Source organism: Micromonospora sp. S4605 (genome assembly GCF_003176715.1).
Lineage (GTDB): Bacteria > Actinomycetota > Actinomycetes > Mycobacteriales > Micromonosporaceae > Micromonospora > Micromonospora echinaurantiaca.
This window is the reverse complement of the sequence record NZ_QGSW01000081.1, coordinates 1-24,588: the sequence shown is the minus strand read 5'-3', so window position 1 is coordinate 24,588 and position 24,588 is coordinate 1. Positions and strand designations below refer to the sequence as shown.

23 protein-coding genes and 2 tRNA genes are annotated in these 24,588 nt (G+C 71.1%); 11 read left to right on the top strand and 14 right to left on the bottom strand.

The genetic code is table 11. The features are described from left to right. Positions 1-183: 183 nt before the first annotated feature. Positions 184-564, top strand: a complete 381-nt coding sequence (locus DLJ47_RS04825; RefSeq protein ID WP_073837923.1) for a VOC family protein — start codon at positions 184-186, stop codon at positions 562-564. Positions 565-704: 140 nt separating this feature from the next. Here DLJ47_RS04825 and DLJ47_RS04820 read toward each other — a convergent pair whose 3' ends face one another. The 7 genes from DLJ47_RS04820 to gyrB form a co-directional block, all read right to left on the bottom strand. Continuing rightward, positions 705-1,502, bottom strand: a complete 798-nt coding sequence (locus DLJ47_RS04820) for a hypothetical protein (RefSeq protein WP_109898892.1) — start codon at positions 1,500-1,502, stop codon at positions 705-707. A 53-nt stretch (positions 1,503-1,555) separates the two neighbouring features. Then, a tRNA-Ala gene (locus DLJ47_RS04815) sits at positions 1,556-1,631 on the bottom strand. A 49-nt stretch (positions 1,632-1,680) separates the two neighbouring features. Beyond that, positions 1,681-1,809 (bottom strand): DLW-39 family protein, encoded by a 129-nt coding sequence (locus tag DLJ47_RS36615; protein ID WP_231928447.1) that lies wholly within the window; start codon positions 1,807-1,809, stop codon positions 1,681-1,683. A gap of 42 nt (positions 1,810-1,851) precedes the next feature. Then, positions 1,852-1,925: transfer RNA gene (locus DLJ47_RS04810), tRNA-Ile, on the bottom strand. A 151-nt stretch (positions 1,926-2,076) separates the two neighbouring features. Beyond that, the gene (locus DLJ47_RS04805; protein WP_109898891.1) at positions 2,077-3,015 is read right to left on the bottom strand and encodes a DUF3566 domain-containing protein; all 939 of its coding nucleotides are present in this window, start codon (positions 3,013-3,015) and stop codon (positions 2,077-2,079) included. Positions 3,016-3,019: 4 nt separating this feature from the next. Next, on the bottom strand, positions 3,020-6,796 hold the full coding sequence (gene gyrA / locus DLJ47_RS04800) for an intein-containing DNA gyrase subunit A (RefSeq protein WP_109898890.1): 3,777 nt from the start codon (positions 6,794-6,796) through the stop codon (positions 3,020-3,022). Positions 6,797-6,932: 136 nt separating this feature from the next. Beyond that, positions 6,933-8,879: a DNA topoisomerase (ATP-hydrolyzing) subunit B gene (gyrB, locus tag DLJ47_RS04795; protein ID WP_109898889.1), complete on the bottom strand. Its 1,947-nt coding sequence runs from the start codon at positions 8,877-8,879 to the stop codon at positions 6,933-6,935. Positions 8,880-9,394: 515 nt separating this feature from the next. Between gyrB and DLJ47_RS04790 the strand changes: the two genes are divergently transcribed. Then, positions 9,395-9,949 carry a hypothetical protein gene (locus tag DLJ47_RS04790; RefSeq protein ID WP_088996704.1) on the top strand — a complete coding sequence of 185 codons (555 nt, stop codon included), beginning with the start codon at positions 9,395-9,397 and terminating at the stop codon, positions 9,947-9,949. Here DLJ47_RS04790 and DLJ47_RS04785 read toward each other — a convergent pair. Continuing rightward, a complete protein-coding gene (locus DLJ47_RS04785; protein WP_109898888.1) occupies positions 9,934-10,419 on the bottom strand; it encodes a MarR family winged helix-turn-helix transcriptional regulator in 486 nt (161 codons plus the stop codon). The genes DLJ47_RS04790 and DLJ47_RS04785 overlap by 16 nt on opposite strands. Positions 10,420-10,516: 97 nt before the next feature. Between DLJ47_RS04785 and DLJ47_RS04780 the strand changes: the two genes are divergently transcribed. Continuing rightward, positions 10,517-10,744: a hypothetical protein gene (locus tag DLJ47_RS04780; protein WP_109898887.1), complete on the top strand. Its 228-nt coding sequence runs from the start codon at positions 10,517-10,519 to the stop codon at positions 10,742-10,744. 3 nt (positions 10,745-10,747) lie between these two features. Here the strand turns inward: DLJ47_RS04780 and DLJ47_RS04775 are convergent, their stop codons facing one another. From DLJ47_RS04775 to dnaA, 5 genes are all read right to left on the bottom strand, one after another. Next, the gene (locus tag DLJ47_RS04775; RefSeq protein WP_109898886.1) at positions 10,748-11,320 is read right to left on the bottom strand and encodes a DUF721 domain-containing protein; all 573 of its coding nucleotides are present in this window, start codon (positions 11,318-11,320) and stop codon (positions 10,748-10,750) included. Continuing rightward, the gene (gene recF, locus DLJ47_RS04770) at positions 11,310-12,443 is read right to left on the bottom strand and encodes a DNA replication/repair protein RecF (protein WP_109898885.1); all 1,134 of its coding nucleotides are present in this window, start codon (positions 12,441-12,443) and stop codon (positions 11,310-11,312) included. Before recF ends, DLJ47_RS04775 begins: the two co-directional genes overlap by 11 nt. Positions 12,444-12,459: 16 nt before the next feature. Continuing rightward, the gene (gene gnd / locus DLJ47_RS04765) at positions 12,460-13,332 is read right to left on the bottom strand and encodes a phosphogluconate dehydrogenase (NAD(+)-dependent, decarboxylating) (protein ID WP_109898884.1); all 873 of its coding nucleotides are present in this window, start codon (positions 13,330-13,332) and stop codon (positions 12,460-12,462) included. 49 nt (positions 13,333-13,381) lie between these two features. Beyond that, entirely contained in the window at positions 13,382-14,515 is a 1,134-nt protein-coding gene (gene dnaN / locus DLJ47_RS04760; RefSeq protein WP_109898883.1) for a DNA polymerase III subunit beta, read from the bottom strand. A 1,033-nt stretch (positions 14,516-15,548) separates the two neighbouring features. Continuing rightward, positions 15,549-17,357, bottom strand: a complete 1,809-nt coding sequence (gene dnaA / locus DLJ47_RS04755; protein ID WP_109898882.1) for a chromosomal replication initiator protein DnaA — start codon at positions 17,355-17,357, stop codon at positions 15,549-15,551. A 629-nt stretch (positions 17,358-17,986) separates the two neighbouring features. Here dnaA and rpmH point away from each other — a divergent pair. The 6 genes from rpmH to rsmG all read left to right on the top strand — a co-directional run bounded on the left by rpmH (position 17,987) and on the right by rsmG (position 21,540). Beyond that, positions 17,987-18,124, top strand: a complete 138-nt coding sequence (gene rpmH, locus DLJ47_RS04750) for a 50S ribosomal protein L34 (RefSeq protein WP_067300964.1) — start codon at positions 17,987-17,989, stop codon at positions 18,122-18,124. Between the two features lie 37 nt (positions 18,125-18,161). Beyond that, complete coding sequence (rnpA, locus tag DLJ47_RS04745) at positions 18,162-18,578, top strand: ribonuclease P protein component (RefSeq protein WP_109898881.1); 417 nt, start codon at positions 18,162-18,164, stop codon at positions 18,576-18,578. A 44-nt stretch (positions 18,579-18,622) separates the two neighbouring features. Then, positions 18,623-18,862, top strand: coding sequence for a membrane protein insertion efficiency factor YidD (yidD, locus tag DLJ47_RS04740; protein ID WP_231928446.1), 240 nt, complete (start codon positions 18,623-18,625; stop codon positions 18,860-18,862). A 3-nt stretch (positions 18,863-18,865) separates the two neighbouring features. Then, entirely contained in the window at positions 18,866-19,852 is a 987-nt protein-coding gene (yidC, locus tag DLJ47_RS04735; RefSeq protein WP_109898880.1) for a membrane protein insertase YidC, read from the top strand. 214 nt (positions 19,853-20,066) lie between these two features. Further along, entirely contained in the window at positions 20,067-20,675 is a 609-nt protein-coding gene (locus DLJ47_RS04730) for a Jag family protein (RefSeq protein WP_109898879.1), read from the top strand. 151 nt (positions 20,676-20,826) lie between these two features. Next, complete coding sequence (rsmG, locus tag DLJ47_RS04725) at positions 20,827-21,540, top strand: 16S rRNA (guanine(527)-N(7))-methyltransferase RsmG (RefSeq protein WP_446723531.1); 714 nt, start codon at positions 20,827-20,829, stop codon at positions 21,538-21,540. A gap of 685 nt (positions 21,541-22,225) precedes the next feature. Here rsmG and DLJ47_RS36140 read toward each other — a convergent pair. Continuing rightward, a complete protein-coding gene (locus DLJ47_RS36140) occupies positions 22,226-22,477 on the bottom strand; it encodes a hypothetical protein (RefSeq protein WP_199235702.1) in 252 nt (83 codons plus the stop codon). On the opposite strand from DLJ47_RS36140, the gene DLJ47_RS36135 reads away from it, so the two are divergent. Together DLJ47_RS36135 and DLJ47_RS04715 are read left to right on the top strand one after the other, a co-directional pair. Next, on the top strand, positions 22,374-23,423 hold the full coding sequence (locus DLJ47_RS36135) for a ParA family protein (protein ID WP_274703356.1): 1,050 nt from the start codon (positions 22,374-22,376) through the stop codon (positions 23,421-23,423). The two genes, DLJ47_RS36140 and DLJ47_RS36135, sit on opposite strands and share 104 nt — an antisense overlap. A gap of 27 nt (positions 23,424-23,450) precedes the next feature. Next, positions 23,451-24,461 (top strand): ParB/RepB/Spo0J family partition protein, encoded by a 1,011-nt coding sequence (locus DLJ47_RS04715; RefSeq protein WP_109898876.1) that lies wholly within the window; start codon positions 23,451-23,453, stop codon positions 24,459-24,461. Positions 24,462-24,588 lie beyond the last annotated feature (127 nt).

The window sequence follows — 24,588 nt, the reverse complement described above, 5'->3', positions numbered from 1 at the left end:
CATCATCCCCGCCGGTCCTCACCTCGCGCCGGCGAGCGGTGCTGGGCTCAGCCCGACGGGCACCTTCGTCCAGCCCCGCTCGCCTCGCCCGGTACGATCGCGAGCTTGTTCTGACTGCAGGGAGCCCATGAGATCCGCGTGCGGCCGCCCCGGCAGTTCCCATGCTGAGAGTAGGTTTCGTCAATGGCATGCCGTATCGGTGAGCTCGTGCTCAAGTGCCGCGACCCCGAGGTGCTGGCGCGGTTCTGGTGCGAGGTCCTGGACTTCATAGTGCTCGATCGCGAAGAGGGGGTCTACATCGAGATAGGCCCGCGCGAAGGGTTCGGCGGCCCGCAGCCGACGATCTTCCTCATCCGCAACGACGAGCCGAAGAACGGGCATGCCCGGCTGCACATCGACGTCAACCCCACCGACCGCGATCAGGACGCCGAGCTCGAGCGCCTCCTGGCCGCCGGAGCCAAACTCGTCGACATCGGTCAGCCTGCGGATGCGTCCTGGCACGTCCTCGCCGATCCAGAAGGCAACGAGTTCTGCCTGCTCAAGCGCCGCCTCGACCCACTCTGACGGCCCTCGCCCAAACGATCGACGCAGCCGCCACCCCGCAGCCGCCGACAAGATCTGGCGACCTCCATCAATAGCTGGGGCCAGGTGGACGCTCGGCCCGCCCCGTGTCGCATGCGTGTTGGTGAGGCGTTGACCACGCTTCAAACATCGTGGCCGTCCGCGGTGAGGGACGAGGGACGCTCGCCTTGGTACGGGATCCAGACGAAGCCCGGGGCGAACGGCTGGAAGCCCTGACCGCGCAGGTCGCGGTGGAGGTCTTCGGCGAGTACCAGGCCCGGGAGGTCTCCGATGGCCAGTTCATCGGCCCAGTCCTGTCGTAGTCCGGCCGGGTCAACGCGTTCCTCGGGATCCCACCCGACCTGAGCGGCGCGGTATCCGGTGAGCTGGGCGAGCAATTGGTAGAGGCCCTCGCCCAGCTCGGTGAGCTCTGCTGCGGTCAGCTGCCGGCGCTCGTGGTGGCGGTCGAAGCCCACTCTCCAGCCGACGCCGACGGGAATGATGGACATCTCCAGGTATGGCTCGCCGTCGTAGCCGCGAACTTTTGTGACCAGCGGTTCGTGCAGAGCGACGTGATGTTGTCCTGTCATCAACGGCGGATGGTTCACGGTGAAATGCTGGGCGACGTCTGCTGCGGCCTGGTTCAACCCGAAGTTGATGACCAGTTCGAACGCGATCGCCATGCTTCCTCCGACGGTAGCCCGGCGCTCAGGGCGCGACCGGTCCCAGCTGCCGAAGGCTTTGACCGGATCGTAGAGCCGGCCGGTCTGTAAGCAGTCGTGGAGCCGGCCGATAGCCGGTTGAACAGGTGGCGCAGCGCGGCCGGCGTGCCGGTCGCCGCGGTCGCGGCGGTGGTCGTGATGAACCCGGGCGGGCAGGTGGTTGATGGTGGCCATGAATGCCCAGACGAACCCGGCCGCGCAGAGCCGGTGGTTCTTCACGCCGATGGTGGCCTGGCCGAGCCGTAGGACCTGCGTGAGCAGGCCGGATGGTGTGGTGGAGCCCAGGGGACTCGAACCCCTAACCCCTGCCTTGCAAAGGCAGTGCTCTGCCAGTTGAGCTAGGGCCCCGGAAGCGGGCGACGCCGCCTGGTGGTGGTGCTGGCTGTGCCGAGCGGGATCAGCGCAGGTCGGGGGCGGTGGTCGCCTCGTGCCAGAGAGCGCGCTCGTCGTTGGAAGCCTTGACCTTCTTGGCCACGACGGCGGCCACACCGACGACGCCGGCCAGAATCAGCAGCTTCTTGAACATGGGGCTACCCCTCGCGCTCGACTGTCGTCGGACGGTGTGCGGTGGGGCTAGCTGGAATCGAACCAGCGACCTCAGAGTTATCAGCTCTGCGCTCTAACCGACTGAGCTATAGCCCCGCGTAGCGACGGCCAAGGTTAACCCATCGGCCCACCCGGCCCCAAATCGGGGCCCCGGCCGGCGGGGCGCCCCCGTCGCCCTGTCGAACGTACCGGAATGCGGGACGCCGGGGCGACCGCTTTCGCGGTGCCCCGGCGTCCAGGTGGTCGTTCAGTCCCGCTCGGCGAGGGTCAGCTCGATCCCGCCGACCAGGTCGGCGCAGACGTTGTAGACGAACGCCCCGAGCGTGGCGAGCGCGGTGAACAGCACGACGTTGACCAGGCCGATCAGCGCCGAGCTGAGGATCACGCCCTTGGCGGTGATCTGGAAGCCGTCGGTGCTCTGCCCACCGCCCGCGCTGACCAGGTCGGTCAGGCTGTCGTTGACGCTCTGGAAGACGCCCATCGCGTCCAGCGCCAGGTAGAGCACCGAGGTGGCCACCACCACCACGATGAAGAGCACCACGGACACGGCGAAGGCGAACTTCATCACGGACCAGGGGTCGATCCGCTTGAGGTTCAGCCGGGCGCGGCGCGGTCCGCGCGACGCGGCCGAGCTGACCGACGTACGCGCGGCGCGTACCGCGTCGCCCACCCGCGCGGCGCCGACGGCGGCCGCGCTGCTAATGCCCGGCGGAAGCCCGCCGCCGTTGGGGCGGCCGCTGGCGCCCGGACGGCTGCCGTCCGGCTGCGGCCGGGTGCCCGGGGTGACCCGCGGCTGGGTGCCGGTGGTCCCGCTGGCGCCGGCGGAGCCGGGGGCCGACTGGCCCGGCCGTACGCCGATCGGCTGGGTGGTCGACGGCCGGTTTGCGGCCGCGGCCGCCGGGGCGGTCGCGGTGGCGGTGGTGGGGGTGGTGCCGCCGGAACTCGGCTTCTCCGCCGCCGCTACCGGTTCGGTCTTGTCGGCCGGTGCCTCGTCGTCGCTCGGCTTGTCCGGCGGCGGCGCCATCCCGGGAGCCCGGGTGAATTTCGGGGCAGGCGCGTCGGCGGGGACCGTGGCCCGGCCCACGGCCGCGCGGCCGGTCGCTGGTGTGCCGCTCTTCGCGGCCTCCTCGTCGACCGGGTTGGCCGAGGTCCCCGTGTTCCCCGACTTCGCCTGTGTCTCCGTCATTCAACTAGTCCTGTTCGTCAGGCTCGTCGGCATTGCGAGCAATCGCCACGATAGTCACGCCGTCCGGGAGGTCCATCAACTTGACCCCCATTGTGTTCCGGTCACGCGTACGGCGTACAGGCTTCACCGGAGTCCGGATGACACCACCGTTGCTGGTGATGGCGAACAGCTCGTCGTCCGGGTCGATCACCACCGCGCCGACCAGACCACCGCGTCGTTCGGTGATCTTCGCAGTCAGCACGCCCTTACCTCCCCGGCCCTGCACGGGGTATTCCTCGATCGGGGTACGTTTCGCGTATCCACCGTTCGTAGCCACCAGGACGTCCATCCCCGGCCGGACCACCTCCATGGCCAGCAGGACGTCGTCCTCGGCGAAGCGCATGCCGATCACGCCCGAGGTGGCCCGGCCCATCGGCCGCAGCGCCTCGTCGGTGGCGTTGAACCGGATCGCCTGCGCGTTCTTGGAGACCAGGAGCAGGTCGTCCTCGGACGCGACCAGGGCAGCACCGACCAGCTCGTCCTCATCGCGCAGGTTGATCGCGATGATGCCGCCGGATCGGTTGGAGTCGAACTCCTCTAGCCGCGTCTTCTTCACCAGGCCGTTCTTCGTGGCCAGTACCAGGTAGGGGGCCACCTGGTAGTTCGGGATCTCGATGATCTGTGCGATCTGCTCGTCCGGTTGGAAGGCGAGCAGGTTGGCCACGTGCTGGCCCTTGGCCACCCTAGTGGCTTCCGGGAGTTCGTAGGCCTTGGCCCGGTAGACCCGGCCCTTGTTGGTGAAGAACAGGATCCAGTCGTGCGTCGAACAGACGAAGAAGTGGCTGACGATGTCGTCCTGGCGCAGGGTCGCGCCGCTGACGCCCTTGCCGCCGCGCCGCTGCGAGCGGTAGAGGTCGACCTTCGTCCGCTTGGCGTAGCCGGTCCGGGTGATCGTGACGACCACGTCCTCGCGGGCGATGAGGTCCTCCATCGAGACCTCGCCCTCGAACGGCACGATCTTGGTGCGCCGGTCGTCACCCCACTTGGCGACGATCTCGCCGAGCTCCTCCGAGACGATCTTCCGCTGCCGCTCCGGCTTGGCGAGGATGTCCTTGAGGTCGGCGATCTCCAGCTCCAGCTTGGCCAGGTCGTCGAGGATCCGCTGCCGCTCCAGTGCGGCGAGCCGGCGCAGCTGCATGTCCAGGATCGCGGTCGCCTGGATCTCGTCGATCTCCAGCAGCCGGATCAGGCCCTGCCGGGCGTCCTCGACCGTGGGCGAGCGCCGGATCAGGGCGATCACCTCGTCGAGGGCGTCCAGCGCCTTGGACAAACCGCGCAGGATGTGCGCCCGCTCCTCCGCCTTGCGCAGCCGGAACGCCGTCCGCCGGCGGATGACCTCCACCTGGTGCTCGACGTAGTAGCGGATGAACTGGGCCAGGTTGAGCGTGCGCGGCACGCCGTCGACCAGCGCCAGCATGTTGGCGCCGAAGGTCTCCTGGAGCTGGGTGTGCTTGTAGAGGTTGTTCAGCACCACCTTGGCGACCGCGTCGCGCTTCAGCACGAGCACGATCCGCATGCCGGTACGCCCGGAGGACTCGTCCCGGATGTCGGCGATGCCGCCGAGCTTGCCCTCCTTGATCAGCTCGGCGATCCGCTCGGCCAGGTTGTCCGGGTTGACCTGGTAGGGCAACTCGCTGACCACCAGCGCCGGGCGACCGCGCTTGTCCTCCTCGACCTCCACCACGGCGCGCATCCGGATCGAGCCGCGCCCGGTCCGGTACGCGTCCTGGATGCCGGCCTGGCCGACGATCAGGCCGTGGGTGGGGAAGTCCGGCCCCTTGACAATCTCCAGCAGCGCCTCGAGTGTGGTGGCCTCGTCGGCCTCCGGGTGCTCCAGGCACCACTGCACGGCCGCGCCGATCTCCCGCAGGTTGTGCGGCGGGATCTTGGTGGCCATGCCGACCGCGATCCCCTCGGAGCCGTTGACCAGCAGGTTCGGGATCCGGGACGGCAGGATGGTGGGCTCCTTGGCCCGGCCGTCGTAGTTGTCCTGCAGGTCGACGGTGTCCTCGTCGATGTCCCGCAGCATCTCCATGGCCAGCGGGTCGAGCTTGCACTCGGTGTTGTGGCTGACGAAGCCGTCGGAGACGAACGAGTGGTCGTCGGTGTCCACCCGGATGCTGTAGACCGGCTGGACTCCGGCGTCCACGACGCTGGCGACCTCCGCGTAGTAGAAGCGGCCGTCGACCAGCGGCTCGACCACGTCGAGCACCTCGGCGTTGGTGATCCGGGCGGCGATCTCGTCGCCGTCCCGCTCCCAGCGCTCGATCCGGTCCGCGTTGTGCCGCCGCAGCCAGTCCCGCTCGGTCCAGCGATCGGCACCGTGCTCGCGGATGAAGTCACCCACCAGCGGCACATGGTCGCTGGAGAGCGCGGTGCTGGTCGCCGGGACCGAAGCCAGCTCGGACTCCAGCTTGGCCTGCTTGCGGCCGAGGAACCCGACCTGGGCGGCGAAGATCCGGGCGTCGCGGCGGTTCGTCACCACGACCTTGATCTCGCCGTTGTCGTACCGGCATTGCTTGCTGACCACGCCGAACTCCAGCAGCAACTGCTGGACCTCGCGGGCGAGCCGCTCGCTACGCGTCGAGTACGAGACCTGGATGGTGTTGCGCGGCAGCAGCGACGACGACCCGTCGCCCTCGAAGAGCGCCTGAAGGAAGGCCCGCTTGACCGCCGCCGGCCCCTGCCAGACGAACTCGGGCACGAACTTGTCGGCGCTACGCGCCCCGACCAGCTCGCCGAGGATGGACCCCGTGAAGTCGGAAGTCCAGCCACGCAGCTTGTGCAGGGTCTTGCCGGTGATGGTTGTCTCGGTGCCGACCCAGCGTCGACCACCGACAGCAAGGTCGTAGGCAGCTAGGACCCGGACGAAGAACTCCCGATCGCAATTGTCAAAGCCGACCCGATCTGCGGATGTCCAACCCTCGCTGACATAAGCACCCGCGAGGACGGCGGCTTCGACGTGCTCCAGCATCGGGTAGCCGATCTCGTCCGGCACAACACGCTGGAGGACCACGCGATCACCGGGGGAGATCTCGGCCAGCAGCTTCCACAGCAGCGTGGGCACGCCACCCACGCTCGTCAGGCAGAGCACCGGGTGGTTGTGGGTGCCGGTCAGCTCGTACCCCTCGCGGGTGCGCAGCTTCAGCGTCGGGTGCTCGCCGGAGTGGAAGAACTTCGAGGCGCGGACCAGGTCGCCGTTGCGGTCGCGGACCTTGAGATCGATGTCCGCCTCGCTGCTCGGCACCGCATCGGACACGATCTCGCCGATCCGGACCGAGCCTTCGGCGGTACGGATCCGCGCTTCCCCGGTCACGCAGTAGCGCATCGCCGCAGCTGGATCGTTTCCGGGCGAGCCGAAGTTGCCGTTGCCGTCGACCAGCGGGTAGCGCAGCGACCAGGGCTGCGCCATCCGGACCAGCGCGTCGTAGATGGCCGAGTCGCCATGCGGGTGGAACTGGCCCATCACGTCGCCGACGACCCGGGAGCACTTCACGTAGCCGCGGTCCGGCCGGTAGCCGGAGTCGAACATGGCGTAGAGGATCTTGCGGTGGACCGGCTTGAGCCCGTCCCGGACGTCCGGCAGCGCCCGCCCGACGATGACGCTCATCGCGTAGTCGAGGTAGGAGCGCTGCATCTCCACCTCGAGCCCGACCGGTTCGATCCGGTCGTGCGCGACGACGGCCGCGATGGTCTCGGGGACCTCGGGCTCGTTCGGTGTGGACTCGGGGGAATCGGTCACTGTTTACCCTTATCAGACTCAGAGTCGTTTTCGTGCTGTGGATAACCGCTGTGGAAACCGGCCAAGCTGTGGATAACTCTGTGGATCGGCGGGTCGACCGGTGGATGTCCGGCCGGCCCGCCGATACCGATGCCCCTCAGATGTCCAGGAACCGGACGTCCTTGGCGTTGCGCTGGATGAACGAGCGGCGCGCCTCGACGTCCTCGCCCATCAACACGCTGAACAACTCGTCTGCGGTTGCCGCGTCGTCGAGCGTGACCTGACGAAGCGTACGGGTCGCCGGGTTCATCGTGGTTTCCCACAGCTCCGGGTAGTTCATCTCGCCCAGACCCTTGAACCGCTGGATGTCGTCCGGCTTGGCGTTCGGCTTCTTCTGCTGGCGCAGCGCGATCAGCCCGTCGCGCTCCCGGTCGGAGTACGCGTACTGCGCGTCGTCGCCCTTCTTGTTCCACTTGATCTTGTAGAGCGGCGGGGCGGCCAGGTAGACGTGCCCCAACTCCACCAGCGGACGCATGAAGCGAAAGAGCAGGGTGAGCAGCAGCGTCTGGATGTGCTGGCCGTCGACGTCGGCGTCGGCCATCAGCACGATCTTGTGGTAGCGCAGCTTCTCGATGTCGAAGTCGTCGTGGATGCCGGTGCCCAGCGCGGTGATCAGCGCCTGGACCTCGTTGTTCTTCAGCACCCGGTCGATCCGGGCCTTCTCCACGTTGAGGATCTTGCCGCGGATCGGCAGGATCGCCTGGGTCCGCGGGTCGCGCCCCTGCTTGGCCGAGCCGCCGGCCGAGTCGCCCTCGACGATGAACACCTCGGACTCGCGCGGGTCGGTGGACTGGCAGTCGGCCAGCTTGCCCGGCATCGAGCCGGACTCCAGCAGCGACTTGCGCCGGGCCAGCTTGCGCGCCTGCTGCGCGGCGATCCGGGCCCGGGCGGCCTGGGACGCCTTCTGGATGATGATCTTTGCCTCGGCCGGGTTGCGGTCGAACCAGTCGACCAGCCACTCGTTGCAGACCCGCTGCACGAAGCTCTTCACCGGGGTGTTGCCCAGCTTGGTCTTGGTCTGGCCCTCGAACTGCGGGTTGGCCAGCTTCACCGAGATGATCGCGGCCAGGCCCTCCCGGATGTCCTCACCGGAGAGCTTCTCGTCGCCCTTGAGCAGCTTCTTCTCGGCGCCGTAGCGGTTGACGACGCTGGTCAGCGCGGCGCGGAAGCCCTCCTCGTGGGTGCCGCCCTCGTGCGTGTTGATCGTGTTGGCGAAGGTGTAGACCGACTCGCCGTACGACTCGTTCCACTGCATGGCGATCTCGACCGACATGCCCTCCTCCTCGGCGCCGAACTCGACCACCGTCTTGTGGATCGGGTTCTTCGAGGCATTCAGGTGCCGGACGAAGTCGGCGATACCGCCCTTGTAGAGGAAGGTGACCTCGCGCGGCTTGCCCTCCTCGCCCTCCGGGACCCGCTCGTCGAGCAGGTGGATGGTGAGGCCACGGTTGAGGAAGGCCATCTCCTGCAGCCGGCGGTAGATCGTCTGGAAGTCGAAGTCGACCGTCTCGAACACCGCCGGGTCGGGCCAGAAGGCGACCGCCGAGCCGGTGCGGTTGGTCGTCTCGCCCTTCTCCAGCGGGGTCGGCTTGGAGTTGGTGTACTGCTGACGCCAGACGAAACCCGACTTGTGGATCTCCACCGCCATCTTCGTGGAGAGGGCGTTCACCACCGAGACGCCGACGCCGTGCAGACCGCCGGAGACCGCGTACGCCTTGCCGTCGAACTTGCCGCCCGCGTGCAGCACGGTCAGCGCCACCTCGACACCCGGCTTCTTCAGCTTCGGGTGCAGGTCGACCGGGAAGCCCCGGCCGTTGTCGGTGACCCGGACCCCGCCGTCGGCGAGCAGCACCACGTCGATGGTGTCGCAGTGCCCGGCCAGCGCCTCGTCCACCGCGTTGTCGACGACCTCCCACACGAGGTGGTGCAGACCGCGCTCGCCGGTCGACCCGATGTACATACCGGGCCGCTTGCGGACCGCCTCCAGACCCTCGAGAACGGTGATCGACTCTGCGCCGTACTCCTGCTTGTCCTGCGCTGCCACCCTCGGCCACTTTCTCGCGCCGTCCGCACCTGGCGGCGCGTCGGGCGCGGGTTCGGCGGACAGGACGCGACGTCGGCACGCGGACCGACACCGGGCATGATTCCGGGGTACGGGTCGAACGCGCCGGTCGCCGCGGTTGCCCGCGGATCGCGATCGGCTCGACCCGACGTGGACGATGATCGCGGGCCGTGTCGGGCCCGTGTCTCGTCGCTCCCCACCGGGTCTTCGTCTCAGCCTCAATCTTACTGTGCGCGGCCGACTAAACCACCACTCGGCACCCCCGCAGGACGGCTGAGAATGCCGTAGCCGGCCGAATCGCGCTGTCTGCGACTCCCCCTACACGCCTGCCCCGGATCTCCGGCGGCGCCGCCCGACGGCCGGGGTGGACCGATCTCGCGGATCGGCCCGCCGTGTCGTAGGTTGACGGCGCCCGGGCACCGGCCTTGATCTTTCCCGGCCGGAACCGGACGATCGACCCGATCGACCCGACTCGTGCTGCTAAGAGGTGACGCCAGATGGGGCTGGACAACGTCGCGGTGCACTGGCCGCGGACCGGCCGCTTCTACGACCCGGTCGCGCCGGCCGAGTTCGTGGACTTCGGCGAGATCGTCGACATGCCGCGGATCTCCGCGCCGACCGCCGCGCTGGCGGAGTTGATCGCCAAGACGGGCACCGTCCGGGCGACCGCGTACACCGAGCTGGTGGACCTGCTGCTCGGCCTGGAGGGTGTGCTCTACGCCACAGACGCCGCGGCCGAGGACGAGGACCCGGTGATCGACCCGGACGGCTGCGCCTGGATCGCCGGTGGCATCGAGCGGTTCGTCGCCGGCCACCGCGAGCTGGGCGAGGCGGTGACCTTCGACTCGGTCAGCCAGGTGCTGCGCTCGCTGCTCGCCGACGGCCGCCTGGCCGAGCAGCAGCTGCGCTGGCTGGACAGCCGGCTCGACGCGCTGCGCGACGAGAGCGGCGCGCCGCCGCAGTGGACCTTCACCTGTGCCGAGCTGAGCGTGCTGGCCGCCTTCTACCGCCGCTGCGCCGACCGCGGCTTCGCCGTCTACGCCGACGCCTGACCGGGGCCGTCGTCGCCGGCCGTCACGGCCCGGTTCGCGGCGGCGATCACCTCGGTCAGGACGCCGTGCAGGTGCCGCAGGTCGGCCAGGGGCAGCCCGAGCCGCGCCACGATCGCCGGCGGGATCTGCTCGGCCCGCGCCCGGAGGGCCTGACCGCTGGCGGTGAGCGTGACCGCCAGGCTGCGCTCGTCCGACGCGTCCCGCTCGCGCCGCACGTAGCCGGCCGCCTCCAGGCGCTTGAGCAGCGGTGACAGCGTGCCGGGGTCGAGCTGGAGCAGCCGGCTCAGCTCCCGGACCGACAGCGGCGCGTACTGCCACAGGGCCAGCATGACCAGGTACTGCGGGTGGGTCAGCCCCATCGGCTCCAGCAGCGGGCGGTAGACCGCCACCACTCCCCGCGCCGCGACGGAGAGGGCGAAGCACACCTGCTCCTCCAGCGCCAGGGGATCCCCGTCGAGCTGGTCGGGCACGGCTGGACCTCCTCGTCGTCCTTGCGAGCGTACCAACGATTGGTGTACCAATTATTAGCGCACCAACCGTCACTGCCGACGCAGGAGAGGCCAGGCGATGAGCGACGAGCAGCCGACCCCCAGGAACCCCGGTGAGGGCGGGCGCCTGATGTCCTGGGTCTTCCGCCGCCTCGCGGGCCCGCCCGAGGTGCAGGGCGCGGTGCAGGGCGGCTCGAACCAGGCCCGGGAGGCGTGGAAGCAGGACCTGGAGCGCCGCAAGCAGTGGAGCCGCGAGCAGCGGGAACGCAAGCGCGCCGAGCGGGAGGCCCGGCGCGCCGGCGGCTGACCGTCAGCCGTAGGTGTCCCGCGGACCGCGGCCGCGGACCCGGCGCGGCCCGCGCGACCAGGACGGCGCCGCCGGGCCGTGGATGTGCAGCTTACGCACCACGTTGTGGCCCACCTCGCGGGCGATCTGCTGCAACAGCGACCCGGCGAGCAGGCGCAACTGGGTGGCCCAGGCGGTCGACCGTGCCTCGACGGTCAGCTCGCCGTCCTCCAGCTTGACCGGGCGGCTGTGCTGGGCGACCTCCGGCCCGACCACCCGCTCCCAGGCGCCGAAGACCGTCGCCTCGGCGGCCGGCTGCTGCCAGCCGCGCGCCTTCACCAGCCGGTCGAGCACCGCGCCGAGCGGCTGCGGGTCGCGCGGGTCCGGCCCCGGGCCGGAGTAGCCGCGCAGCCGCCGCTGCTGGCCGCCCTCGCCGCTGCCGCCCCCACCCGCGGTACGCCGACGGGTCTTCGCCGCCGCCTCCCGCCGGGCCCGGGCCGCGTCCAGCACTGCACGGGCCAGCTCGGGGCCGGACGCGCCGCCCTCGGCCGGCGGTGCCTGCTCCGGGCCGGATCCCGGCGGCGTCTCATCCGACACGGCGCACCGTCCCCTCGCCCACCTCGTACCGGGTGCCGCGCAGGGTCGCCGGCACGTCGTCGTCCACCGCGCAGGTGACCAGCAGCTGGCTGGCCCCGCCGACCAGCTCCGCCAGCCGTTCCCGCCGGCCCGCGTCCAGCTCGGCGAAGACGTCGTCGAGCACCAGCACCGGCTCGATTCCGTCCGAGCGGAGCAGGTCGTAGCCGGCCAGCCGCAGGGCCAGCGCGTACGACCAGGACTCGCCGTGGCTGGCGTACCCGCGGGCGGGCAGCGGGCCGAGGGTCAGGGTGAGGTCGTCCCGGTGCGGGCCGACCAGCGTGGTGCCCCGCTCGATCTCCGCCGACCGGGACTCGTCGAGCGCCACGGTCAGCGCCTCCGCCAGCACCGCCCGGTCGGTGGTCGGCTCGGCCAGCTCCACCGACGGCCGGTACGCGATGCCAGCCGCGCCCCGACCGGCGGCCACCGCGTCGTACGCCTTGGTCACGTGCGGGGCCAGCGCGGCGACCAGCTCGAGCCGACCGGCGAGCAGCTCGGCGCCGTGCCGGGCCAGGTGGGTGTCCCAGACCGCCAGGGTGGACAGGTCCCCGCCCCGCGAGCCGCCCGTCTTGCGGGCCAGGTACGCGGTGCGCAGCAGCGCGTTGCGCTGCTTGACCACCCGGTCGTAGTCGGCGCGCACCCCGGCGTACCGGGGCTGCCGGCTGACCAGCAGGTCGTCGAGGTAGCGGCGGCGCTCGGCCGGGTCGCCCCGGACGAGCTCCAGGTCCTCCGGGGCGAAGAGCACCAGCCGCAGCGCGCCGAGCACGTCCCGGGCCCGGCGAGCCGGTGACCGGCCGAGCCGGGCCCGGTTCGCCTTGCCCGGCACGATCTCCAACTCGACCAGCAGCTCGCGCCCCTCGTGCACCACGGCGCAGCGGATCACCGCCGAGCCGGCGCCCATCCGGACGAGGGGGGCGTCCGTGGCGACCCGGTGGGAGTCCAGGGTCGCCACGTAGCCGAGCGCCTCGACCAGGTTGGTCTTGCCGACGCCGTTCGGCCCGACCAGGACGTTCGCCCCCGGTTCGAGGTCGACGCCGACCCGCTCGTACGAGCGGAAGTCGACCAGTTCGAGCCGGCGGACGTACACAGGCTGTGGATACCGCTCAGCGCTTGCGGACGGCGTGCCCGCCGAACTGCTGGCGCAGCGCGGCGACCGCCTTCATGGCCGGCGAGTCGTCCTGCCGGGACGCGAACCGGGCGAAGAGCGAGGCGGTGATGACGTTCAGCGGCACGGCGAGCCGGACCGCCTCGTCCACCGTCCAGCGACCCTCGCCGGTGTCCTCGGTGTAGCCGCTCAGCTCGGCCAGCTCCGGGTCCTCGTCGAGGGCCCGGTCGAGCAGGTCGAGCAGCCAGGACCGCACCACGGTGCCCTCGCGCCAGGACTTGAACACCCCGGGCACGTTGGTCACCAGCTCGGAGGCGGCGAGCAGCTCGTAGCCCTCGGCGTAGGCGTGCATCAGGCCGTACTCGATGCCGTTGTGCACCATCTTGGCGTAGTGCCCGGCGCCGACCGGCCCGGCGTGCACGAAGCCGAACTCGCCCGCCGGCTTGAGCGCCTCGAAGATCGGCATGAGCCGCTCGACGTGCTCCTGGGCGCCACCGACCATCAGCGCGTAGCCGTTCTGCCGGCCCCAGACCCCGCCGGAGACGCCGACGTCGATGTAGCCGATGCCGCGGTCGTTGAGCCGCTCGGCCCGGGGCGCGTCGTCGCTGAACCGCGAGTTGCCGCCGTCGATGATGATGTCGCCCTCGCCGAGCACGTCGGCGAGTTCGTCGATGGTCACGTCGGTGACCCCCGCCGGGACCATCACCCAGACCGCGCGCGGCGACTCCAGCTTCTCGGCCAGCGCCGCCAGGGAAGCGACGTCGCTCAGCTCCGCGTTGTGGTCGAAACCGACCACCTCGTGGCCGGCGGCACGCAACCGCTCGCGCATGTTGCCGCCCATCCGGCCGAGTCCTACCAGGCCGAGCTGCATCTGCTCCTACCTCCGTCGTGCGTTCTCTGGGGTCTGCTCCGGGGTGCGATCAGCGGGACACGCGGATCGGCATGATGAGGTACCGGTACCCAGGGATGACCTCGCCATCCTCGCCCGCCGGCGAAATCACCGCGGGCTTGAACGCGTCGACGAACGAGAGCACGGCGTACTGGGCCCCGAGGTTGGCGAGGCCGTCGATCAGGTACTGCGGGTTGAAGCCGATGGTCAGCGGCTCACCGGTGAAGGTGGCCTCCATGGCCTCGCTGGCCCGGGCCTCCTCGGTGCCGCCGGCCTCGACCACCAGGCCGTCGGCGCTGAAGCTGAGCAGCACCGGGGTGGTCCGCTCGGCGACCAGCGCGACCCGCTTGACCACCTCGACCAGGGCGCTGACCGGCACCCGGGCCTCGGCGTTGTGGCTGGCCGGGAAGAGCGAACGCACCGGCGGGTAGTTGGCGCCGTCGAGCAGCCGGCTGGTGGTGCGGCGGGTGCCGCCGGAGAAGCCGATCATGCCCTCGCCGGCGCCGCCCTGGGACAGCGCCATGGTGACCTCGCCGCCGAGCGGGCCGAGCGCCTTGGCGGTGTCGTGCAGCGTGCGGGCCGGCACCAGCGCGTTGATGCTGATCTCGGCGTCGTCCGGGTTCCACTGCATCTCGCGCAGCGCGAGCCGGTAGCGGTCGGTGGCGAGCATGGCCAGCGTGCTGCCGGAGAGCTCGATCCGGACGCCGGTCATCATCGGCAGCGTCTCGTCCCGACCGGCGGCGACCGCCACCTGGGCGACGGCGGCGGCGAACGCGGCCGCGTCGACGGTGCCGGCGCTCTCCGGCATCTCGGGCAGCGACGGGTAGTCCTCCACCGGCATGGTGGGCAGGGTGAACCGGGCGCTGCCGCAGACCAGCTCGAGGTGCGCGCCGACCGCGGCGATGTCCACCGGCTTGGCCGGCAACGCCTTGGTGATCTCGGCGAGCAGCCGGCCGGAGACCAGCGCGGCCCCGTCGGCGTCCCCCTGCACCTCGACGGTGACCTGGCTGGAGACCTCGTAGTCGAACCCGGAGACCTGCAGGTTGCCGTCGGTCACCCGGAGCATCACGCCGGCCAGCACCGGTACGGACGGCCGGTTGGGCAGGCTCTTCGCGGTCCAGGCCACGGCCTCGGCGAGCGCGTCGCGCTCCACTCGGAACTTCATCAATGCCTCCGCGTCGACGTCAGCGACAACTCTCTCATGCCGACCGCTGCCTGCCGACCCGCCTGACGGTGCGGGTACCCATCGCACCTTAGGGCGCGTGGGCATCGGCTGTGCGCCCGACCCCGTGGATTCCGGTGCCGGCCCGGCCGCCCTCGGCGGTCTCCGGCCCGATCCACAGAAAGTCCAACGGTGATGATTGGTTTTTGTTCTTTCAGAAGAGATAACTCATCGTCTTCATCGCACCTGTGCAAACTGTGGAGAACCGGCGTCCGCGCAGGTCAGACAGGTTATCCACCGGTGGTTTCGCTGTGGAGAACCAGGGGTACAACCCGTGTTCTGGTCCACAGGCCGTCCGGTCCACCGGGTTGTCCACGGTTGTCCACCGGTTGTCCACCGGTTGTCCACCGGTAATCCACCGACTTTCTCCCCAGGGCTGTGGACCGGCGGAGACGGCTCGACCGGCGTCATCCCCAGAACCTTCAACAGCCCGCCCACAGGCCGACCGTCCGCTGGGGACAACGGGGCCGTTGTCCCCAGGCGTCCACAGCGTCGTCCCCAGGGTTTCTCCACAGGCTGTGGGTAACCGGCTCCGGACGGAGCGTGGTTGTCCACCGACGGTGGACAACGAGCTGTGGACAACGAGGCGGAGCGGTGGATGGTCACGGCTTCGATGCTGTGGTCTCAACCTCGTCGAGGGTCAAGACCCGGGCGCCGTGGATCGTCCGGCGGCCGGGTGGATGACCCGGCGTGGCGCCCCTCGGAGCGCTGAAGCCCGCGGGCGCGGCGGTCTGTCGGTTCGGAGCGCGCGAGCGGCCCGGCCACCTCCGGCGCGCCAACCCGCCGGCCTACCCGTCGTGGTCGCCCCGTGGGCCGACGCGCCCTGGGGGGCCGTGAGGGCCGCCGTGCCGTGGTCGCGCCGGGCACGGGAACGCCCGGCCAGCATCCTGGCCGGGCGCGGGTCACGTCTCGGGCGTAGGCAACGACGACTTCGGTTCGGCGCGTCTGACGCCGCGCTGCGACCCGAAGCCGTCGCTCAGGTGTTCTGCTTGATCCGGTTGGTCAGCTCGGCGATCTGGTTGTAGAGCGAGCGGCGCTCGGCCATCTGCTGGCGGATCTTGCGGTCGGCGTGCATCACCGTGGTGTGGTCGCGGCCGCCGAAGGCCTGCCCGATCCGGGGCAGCGAGAGGTCGGTCAGCTCCCGACACAGGTACATGGCCACCTGGCGGGCGTTGACCAGCACCCGGGAGCGGGAGTGGCCGCGCAGGTCCTCCAGGCTCACCCCGAAGTAGTCGGCGGTGGAGACCATGATCTGGTCAGCGGTGATCTCCGGCCCGGCGCCGTCCGGGATGAAGTCCCGCAGCACCTCCTCGGCCAGCGACAGCTCGACCGTGGAGCGGGTCAGGCTGGCAAACGCGGTCACCCGGATCAGCGCCCCCTCCAGCTCGCGGATCGAGTTCGACACCCGGGAGGCGATGAACTCCAGCACGTCCGGCGGGGCGTACAGGCGCTCCTGCGCGGCCTTCTTCTGCAGGATCGCGATCCGGGTCTCCAGGTCCGGCGGCTGGATGTCGGCGAGCAGGCCCCACTCGAACCGGGTCCGCAGCCGGTCCTCCAGCGTCGCCAGCTGCTTCGGCGACCGGTCGGAGGTGATCACGATCTGCTTGTTGGCGTTGTGCAGGGTGTTGAAGGTGTGGAAGAACTCCTCCTGGGTGCGCTCGCGGTTCTCCAGGAACTGGATGTCGTCGATCAACAGGATGTCGACGTCGCGGTAGCGCCGCTGGAACGCGCTGGTCTTGTCGTCCCGGAGCGAGTTGATGAAGTCGTTGGTGAACTCCTCGGTCGAGACGTACCGCACCGACCGGGCGTTGCCGAGGGTGGTGGCGTAGTGGCCGATGGCGTGCAGCAGGTGCGTCTTGCCGAGCCCGGAGCTGCCGTAGATGAACAGCGGGTTGTACGCCTTCGCCGGTGACTCCGCCACGGCGACCGCGGCGGCGTGGGCGAACCGGTTGGACGAGCCGATGACGAACGTCTCGAACATGTACTTCGGGTTGAGCCGGTTGCCGCCGCTGTCGGCGGGCAGCCGCCGCTCGTCCCGGACACCGGGCCGGTGGTCAGCCCGTCCGGGGCCGCTGTCCGGGCCGCCGTCGCGGGGCAGTGCGCGGATCACGTGCTGGTCCCGGGGGGAGCCCGCGTCCTGCGGGTAACGCGGCTCGTAGGGGCGGGCGTCCGGGCCGGGCGGGTCGAGCCGGGCCGCCTGCTCGTCGAAGCCGCGCCCGGTGGGCGTACGCCGGACCGGGCGGTCGGGCCGCGGCGGTTCGGCGAAGGCCGTGCTGAACAGCGCCTCCTGGCCGCCCGGTCCGGCCGGACCCGGCCGGTCGTCGGCTGGCTGCGCGGGCGCCGGGTCGAGCCGCCGCTCGGGGTGCGCCTGTTCGGGGATGAGCGGAGGCTGTTGCCGGGCGTCGGCCGGGTCGTCGTTCCGCGGCTCGGGGCCGGCGAATCCCGCCGGCCCGCCCTCGTGGTCGACCGCGCCGGGCTCCGGGCCGGAGCGGTACACGGTGCCGGCCGGCCGGCCCGCGCCGTCCTCGGCCACCCGTACGGTGACCGCCACCTGGATCGGCCGGCCCAGCCGGCGGGTGAGCGCCTCGGTGATCGCCGGCCGCAGCCGCGACTCGATCACGTCCCGGGTGAATGCGTCCGGCACGGAGAGCAGCGCGGTGTCCTCGACGATCGCCCGCAGCCGGGTCAGCCGCAGGTACGCCCGCTGCTGCGCGGAGATGATCTCGTCGGCCAGCTCGTCGGTCGTCGCCATCCAGACCGCGGCGAGGTCGGTCGTACCGGTCACCGTCGTGCCACCCCCTCGCCTCTGCCGCCCCCGGACGTCGCCGTCGCCCCGGCCGGTCTTCCGGGCCCGCCGCCGTTGAGCGGGTGCCCCCAGCACCCACCCGGACGGCCGACCGGGCGTCGTCCACAAGTTATCCACAGCCTGTGTACCGACCGATTGTGGCCGCCCACCGGACGCGGGTCTGACCTGCCCCCTGCCTGAACGGGCGCTGAAGCGGGTTCACCGTGCCGAACGATTCACTACCGAATCCGGTCTTGCCTGCCGGCGACACCGGGGACCCCGACGCTGACCGCAATCGGGCACGGTAACAGCGTTGTCCACGCGCCATCAACCGGCGACGCGCAGCCGGCCTTGTCAACATCAGCGAAAACCGCCGCTTCGGTCGCCGGCCCGGCCCGGTGTCCGCCCTGGTGGTGGTATTTGACGGTCATTGCACCCCTGCGTACGCTGGAGCGGCTGCTCTGTCGCCCTCTGCTAGGGTGATGGGTGCTTGCTGTCCGCCGTTGCGCCCCGCACCACCGAGGGTCCCGCCGGGCAGCACCGATCGGGGCCACCGCCGAGGTGGCCTGGACCACCACACGACCCCGGCGGTCCCCTCGCCCGGGGCGTACGACAACGGAGAGCCTGACGTGAGCAAGCGCACCTACCAGCCGAACAACCGCCGGCGCGCGAAGACCCACGGCTTCCGGCTGCGCATGCGCACCCGGGCCGGCCGCGCCATCCTGTCGACCCGTCGCGCCAAGGGCCGCACCCGCCTGTCGGCCTGAGGCCGACCGGGTCAGGTCCGGGGGGACGTGGGCAGTCGTGCTGGCGGCCGCACAGCGACTGCGGCGTAGCGCCGACTTCGCCGCAGCGGTACGCGGTGGCCGGCGTGCCGGCCGCGGCGCGGTAGTCGTCCACCTCACCCTGCCGACCGGGGCCGAACCCACGGCACAGACCTCGCCGAAGCCGGCGCGGGACGCCGGTGCGGAGCAGACCTCCGCACCGACCCGCGCCGGCTTCGTCGTGTCCAAGGCGGTCGGCCCGGCCGTGGTCCGCAACCGGGTCCGCCGCCGGCTGCGGCATCTGGTCCGCGAGCGGCTGGCCGACCTCCCACCCGGCAGCACCCTGGTCGTACGGGCGCTGCCCGCCGCGGCCGACGCGTCCTACCCGAGGCTCGGCGCCGACCTGGACGCCGCCATCGCGGCCGCCCGTTCGCCCCGTGGGCGGCGGTCCCGGTGAGCACCGGACCGGCCGTCCCCCGGCCGAGCACCACCGGTGCCCGTGTGCTGACCGGGCCCATCATCGCGTACCGTCGGTGGATAAGCCCGGCTCTGCCGGCCCGCTGTCGGTTCTATCCGTCGTGCAGTGCGTACGCCCTCGAGGCGGTGGCCCGGCATGGCGCGCTCCGGGGAGCCGGCCTCACGGTCCGGCGGTTGCTGCGCTGCCACCCATTCCACCCAGGTGGACACGACCCGGTGCCGGAGCCGGGCGGTCGCCGACGTGCCGATGTGACTGGAGCCTGAGAATTGAGTCTCGACTGGATCTACTACGCGATTTCGTGGATCCTGCTGGCCTGGCATTCGGCCTGGGACGCCATCGGCGTGCCGGACGGCGCGGTGATCGGCACGAACTGGGCCTGGATCCTCGCCATCGTCTTCCTGGTGGTCACCGTCCGGGTGATCCTGTTCCCGATCTTCGTCAAGCAGATCAAGTCGCAGCGGGCGATGCAGGCGCTCCAGCCCCAGGTGAAGGCGCTGCAGGAGAAGCACAAGGGTGACCGGGAGACGCTCCAGAAGGAGATGATGGAGCTCTACCGGAAGGAAAAGGCCAACCCGCTGATGGGCTGCCTTCCGATGTTCCTCCAGATTCCGGTCTTCCTCGGCCTCTTCCACGTGCTCCGCCGGCTCGACCCGGCCAACGGCGGCAAGACCCTCTACGGCTGGACGGTCGGCCAGTTCGAGAGCGCCTCGCAGGCGAAGCTCTTCACCGCGCCGATCGCCGGCAAGTTCGGCTCAACCGCCGAGGAGCTGGCCCGCCTCGGCGCCAACGGCACCACCGTCAAGGTCATCGCCGGCATCCTGGTCCTGGTCATGATGGGCACCACCTACCTGACCAGCCGCCAGATGATCCTCAAGACCGGCTGGGCGGAGGACCCGCAGCAGCGGATGATCCAGCGGCTGATGCTCTACGGCATCCCGCTGTCGCTCCTGGTCTCCGGCGCGATCTTCCCGATCGGTGTGATCATCTACTGGGTCACCAACAACCTGTTCACCCTTGGTCAGCAGCAGTGGGTGCTCCGCAAGTTCCCGCCGCCGGCGAACGTCAGCACCACCAAGCCGGGCACCTCGCCCCGCAGCCCGGTGCAGCCGGCCAAGTCGGGTGGCCTGCTCGGCCGTGGCAAGCCGGCCGCCCAGGTGCCGGCGAAGCCCGCCGCGCCGAAGGTCGCCGCCCCGAAGCCCGGCGCCAAGCCGGTGAACCCGAAGAAGGGCCGCCCCGCCAAGCGGAAGGGCTGACCCGTCCGGGCCGCCGTCCGGGAGACCGGCGGCGGCCCGTTCCGCACCGCGCAGCCGCCGTACGGCCGGCGCCGGAGCGGAACGGCCGCGCGCGACGCGGCCACGGGCGAGACTGCCCCTACAGACGTGCCCGCGGGCACCGGCGAAGCTCCAGCCGGCCCCCGGGAAACCAGCGGACCCGACGGTCCGGCCGAGCGATAACGGAGATGAGACCGTGACGGACACCAGCATCCCCCGCGCCGACGAGTCACTGGACGAGGAGGGCGTCGCCCCCGCCGCGGCGGAGGACGACACCGAGGCGGAGGACGACACCGAGGCGGAGGAGACCGAGGAGGGCCCGCGGGAGAAGAAGGCCGCGGGCGAGAGCGAGCTGTTCCGGCAGAGCGAGATCGCCGCCGACTACGTCGAGGGCCTGCTCGACATCCTCGACTACGACGGCGACATCGACGAGCTTGTATCGGGTGGTCGGCCGGTGGTCGAGGTCGTCGGCGGCCGGCTGCAGAACCTGGTCGGGCAGCGTGGCGCCACCCTGGAGGCGCTGCAGGAACTGGCCCGGCTGGCCGTCTTCCGGCAGACCGGGTCGCCGAGCCGGCTGCTGCTCGACGTCGGCGGCTACCGGGCCAACCGCCGCAAGGAGCTGGCCGCCGTCGCCAAGAACGCCGTCGAGAAGGTCAAGGAGTACGGCGAGCCGGTCCGCCTGGAGCCGATGTCCGCGTTCGAGCGCAAGTGCGTGCACGACGTGGTCAACGCGATGAGCGGGGTGGAGAGCGAGTCCGAGGGTGTCGAGCCGAACCGGCGCATCGTCGTCCGGCCGGCGGACTGACCGCGTGACGAACGACGACACCACGGCCGGAGCCGTGGCCGGCCCGGGTGGTACGCCGCCCGGGCCGTCGGCTGTCCGCCCCGGTGGTACGCCGCCCGGGCCGTCGGCTGGCCGCCCGGCTGGCACGCCGTCGCCGTCGCCGGCCGACGCGGTGCTGCCGCCGGAACTGGCCGGCGCGGCCCGCACCCTCTTCGGCGACCGGCTCGACCTGGCCGCCGCGTACGCCGAACTGCTGGCCACCGACGGCGTGGTGCGCGGCCTGATCGGGCCGCGCGAGGCGCCGCGGATCTGGGACCGGCACCTGCTCAATTGCGCGGCCGTGGCGGAGCGGATCCCCGACGGCGCGGCCGTGCTCGACGTCGGCTCGGGTGCCGGACTGCCCGGCCTGGTGCTGGCCATCGCGCGCCCCGACCTGACCGTGACGCTGATCGAACCGCTCGCCCGGCGGACCTCCTTCCTGGTGGAGGCGGTGCAGGGGCTCGGGCTGGCGAAGACGGTGCGGGTGTTCCGCGGCCGGGCCGAGGAGGCTGCTGCCGGGGGTGCCAGTGCCGAGCCGCTGCGCGGCGACGTGGTCACTGCCCGGGCGGTCGCCCCATTGGACCGGCTGGCGGCCTGGTGCCTGCCACTCGCGGTGCGCGGTGGACGGTTGGTGGCCCTCAAGGGCGCGTCGGCCGCCGAGGAGATCGCCGAGCACGCGGCGGCGGTGGCGCGGCTCGGCGGTGGCGAGCCGACCGTGCACCGGTGCGGTGAGGGCGTGCTCGACGCGCCGACCACCGTGGTGGAGATCGTGCGCGAACGGATGGTGGAGCCGGCCCGGCGACCGGCCACCAAGAAGTCCCGCGGCGGCCGGTCACGCCGCCGCTGACCGGGTAGAGGTGGCATCCCCCCCCGGACCGCGCCTCCGTTGGTACGGATTCTTCCGGTAATCAGATGGATTGACCCGGTTTTGGGCCCGGGCCGTCGCAGGCTGTCCTAGTCCTGGACATGCTGCGTCAGGGGCTTGTGCGCCGGCCCGCGCTGCTGACGGCCCGGCGATGAGTCTCAGCCGGTGGTGGACCGGGACCACTGGGTCCCTCGGCGACCGCGTACCGCTGCCTGGCGGGCTGAAGACGGTGCAGTGGCAGGTTGCCACCGGCTGACTGCTTTCGTCGGCGCCTTGGCGACCGCGACGGGTGATGCCGGTCACTGGACCGCTTGTGGTGACCCCTGAGCTGCCGCTCAACTGGCTGCTACCGGCTTTCCGGCCGGCTCCTGGGTCGTTGAACCGGGCGGGTGGAGGGTGCGGGTTGTGAACCCGACGTGGACCCGCCGCGCCCGTGAGCCGTAGGCTGGCCGCGCGTCGATAGTGTGGAGCGGGCGGCAACGGACGTCACCGGGTCCCGACCGCTCCCGCCGGGCCGGACGCAGTGCGAGGACGCGTACGGCCGGGGTATGACGGGGTGCGGACCGACCATCCGAAGCGGGCAGGGATGACAGGTGCATGACGACGGCAGGTACGACGATCCACGCGTGACGGGCTCGACGGGCGCTCCTGTTTCACGTGAAACCGACTACCAGAGTTGGCCGCCCTCCGGGGCGTCGGCCCAGGGCCCGTCCAACCGGCCGCCGGACTTCGAGTCCGTGGACCCGTCGACGGCGGGGGTGGGACAGGGCGGTTCGGTCCCGCCGACCCAGCCGGGCGGCGCGGGTGGCCGGGTCATCCCGATCCGGCGTAACGCGGCGGCCCGGTTCGAGCCACCGGTGCCCCAGCAGCCGACGCCGGAAGCGGTGCCGGACTCCGCCGCGGTGCCGGTCTCCGACACGACAGCCGCCTTCGGAAGTGCCGCTGTCGAGCCTGCGTACGTTTCACGTGAAACACCGACGCGCGAAGAGGATGACCCACCGTTGGCTATGGAGGCGATGCGGGCCGTGCAGATCCTGAATCCCAGTGGCGAGGTGACGATGCCTCGGCCGGAGCGGACCCGGGTCATGTGCGTCGCGAACCAGAAGGGCGGCGTGGGTAAGACCACGACCACGGTGAACCTGGCGGTGGCGCTCGCCCTGCACGGCAACCGGGTGCTGGTGGTCGACCTCGACCCGCAGGGCAACGCCTCGACCGGGCTGAACGTGCCCCATCACACCGGCGTGCCGGACGTCTACGACTGCCTCATCAACAGCGTGCCGCTGGAGGAGGTCGCCCAGGAGGTCGAGGGCATCCCCAACCTGTGGTGCGTACCGGCCACCATCGACCTGGCGGGTGCCGAGATCGAACTCGTCTCGGTGGTCGCTCGCGAGTCGCGGCTGACCCGCGCCATCACGGCGTACCCGGGGCACTTCGACTACGTCTTCATCGACTGCCCGCCGTCGCTCGGCCTGCTCACGGTCAACGCTCTGGTCGCGGCGCAGGAGGTGCTCATCCCGATCCAGTGCGAGTACTACGCGCTGGAGGGCCTCAACCAGCTGATCCAGAACATCAACCTGGTTCGCCAGCACCTCAACCCGCGACTGGAGGTGTCCACCATCCTGCTCACCATGTACGACCGGCGTACCCGGCTGGCCGACGCGGTGGAGCAGGACGTGCGGAACCACTTCGGCGACAAGGTGCTCCAGGCGGTCATCCCGCGTAACGTCCGCGTCTCCGAGGCGCCCAGCTACGGCCAGTCGGTGATGACCTACGATCCCGGTTCGCGGGGGGCGACGAGCTACTTCGAAGCCGCCCAGGAGATCGCCGAGCGGGGCGTCAAGGAGCCGGTGAGCCGGAATGCGTAGTGCGGACGAGGCGCTGGGAGGCGTGGCATGAAGAACCGTCCTCGGGGCGGGCTGGGTCGAGGCCTGGGGGCACTGATCCCCACCGGACCGGCGCCGACCGCCGGTGCCGTGGCGGGCGCCCCCGACAGCACCGTTGCCGCCGCGGCCGTACCGGCCGGTGCGCCGGCAGCGGTCGACGCACCCGCACCCGCACCCGCGCCAGCGACCCTCAGCCCAGTGCCGGGCGCCCGGTTCGCCGAGATCCCGGTCGACGCCATCGTGCCGAACCCGAAGCAGCCCCGGCAGGTCTTCGACGAGGAGGCGCTGGAGGAGCTGAAGACCTCGATCCGCGAGGTCGGTTTCCTCCAGCCGATCGTGGTGCGCCAGCTCGACGACGAGAAGTACGAGCTGGTGATGGGCGAGCGGCGGTGGCGCGCCGCGCAGGCGGTGGGCAGGGACAGCATCCCGGCGATCGTCCGGGACACCCGCGACGACGCGATGCTCCGGGACGCGCTGCTGGAGAACATCCACCGGGCCAACCTGAACCCGCTCGAAGAGGCGGCCGCCTACCAGCAGCTGCTCGAGGAGTTCGGCGCCACCCACGAGGAACTGGCCCGCCGGATCGGCCGGAGCCGGCCGCAGATCTCCAACACCATCCGGTTGCTCAACCTGCCCGCGCAGGTGCAGCGGCGGGTCGCCGCCGGCGTGCTCTCCGCCGGGCACGCCCGGGCGCTGCTGAGCCTGGAAGAAGCGGAAGCGCAGGAGCAGTTGGCCCTCCGGATCGTCGCGGAGGGCCTCTCCGTACGGGCGACCGAGGAGATCGTGGCACTGGCCCTGAGCGACGGCTCGACCAAGAAGGAGTCCGCCCGCCGGCGACCCAAGCCGCACGCGCCGGCGCTCACCGATCTGGCTGACCGCCTCTCGGACCGCTTCGACACCCGGGTGAAGGTCGACATCGGCCGGAGCAAGGGCAAGATCACGATCGAGTTCGCGACGGTTGACGACCTGGAGCGGATCGTCGGCATCATCGGGGTCGAGCGGGAGGAACCCGAAACCTGACCCACAGGTACGCCGAGCGGCCGCGAGCACCCCCACGGTGCCGCGGCCGTTTTCGTGCTCGTGCTCCCCATGCGGATGCTGCCCTCGGCCCAGTGCTTCGAGTCGCCGGATCGGGCGGGTCGGCGGG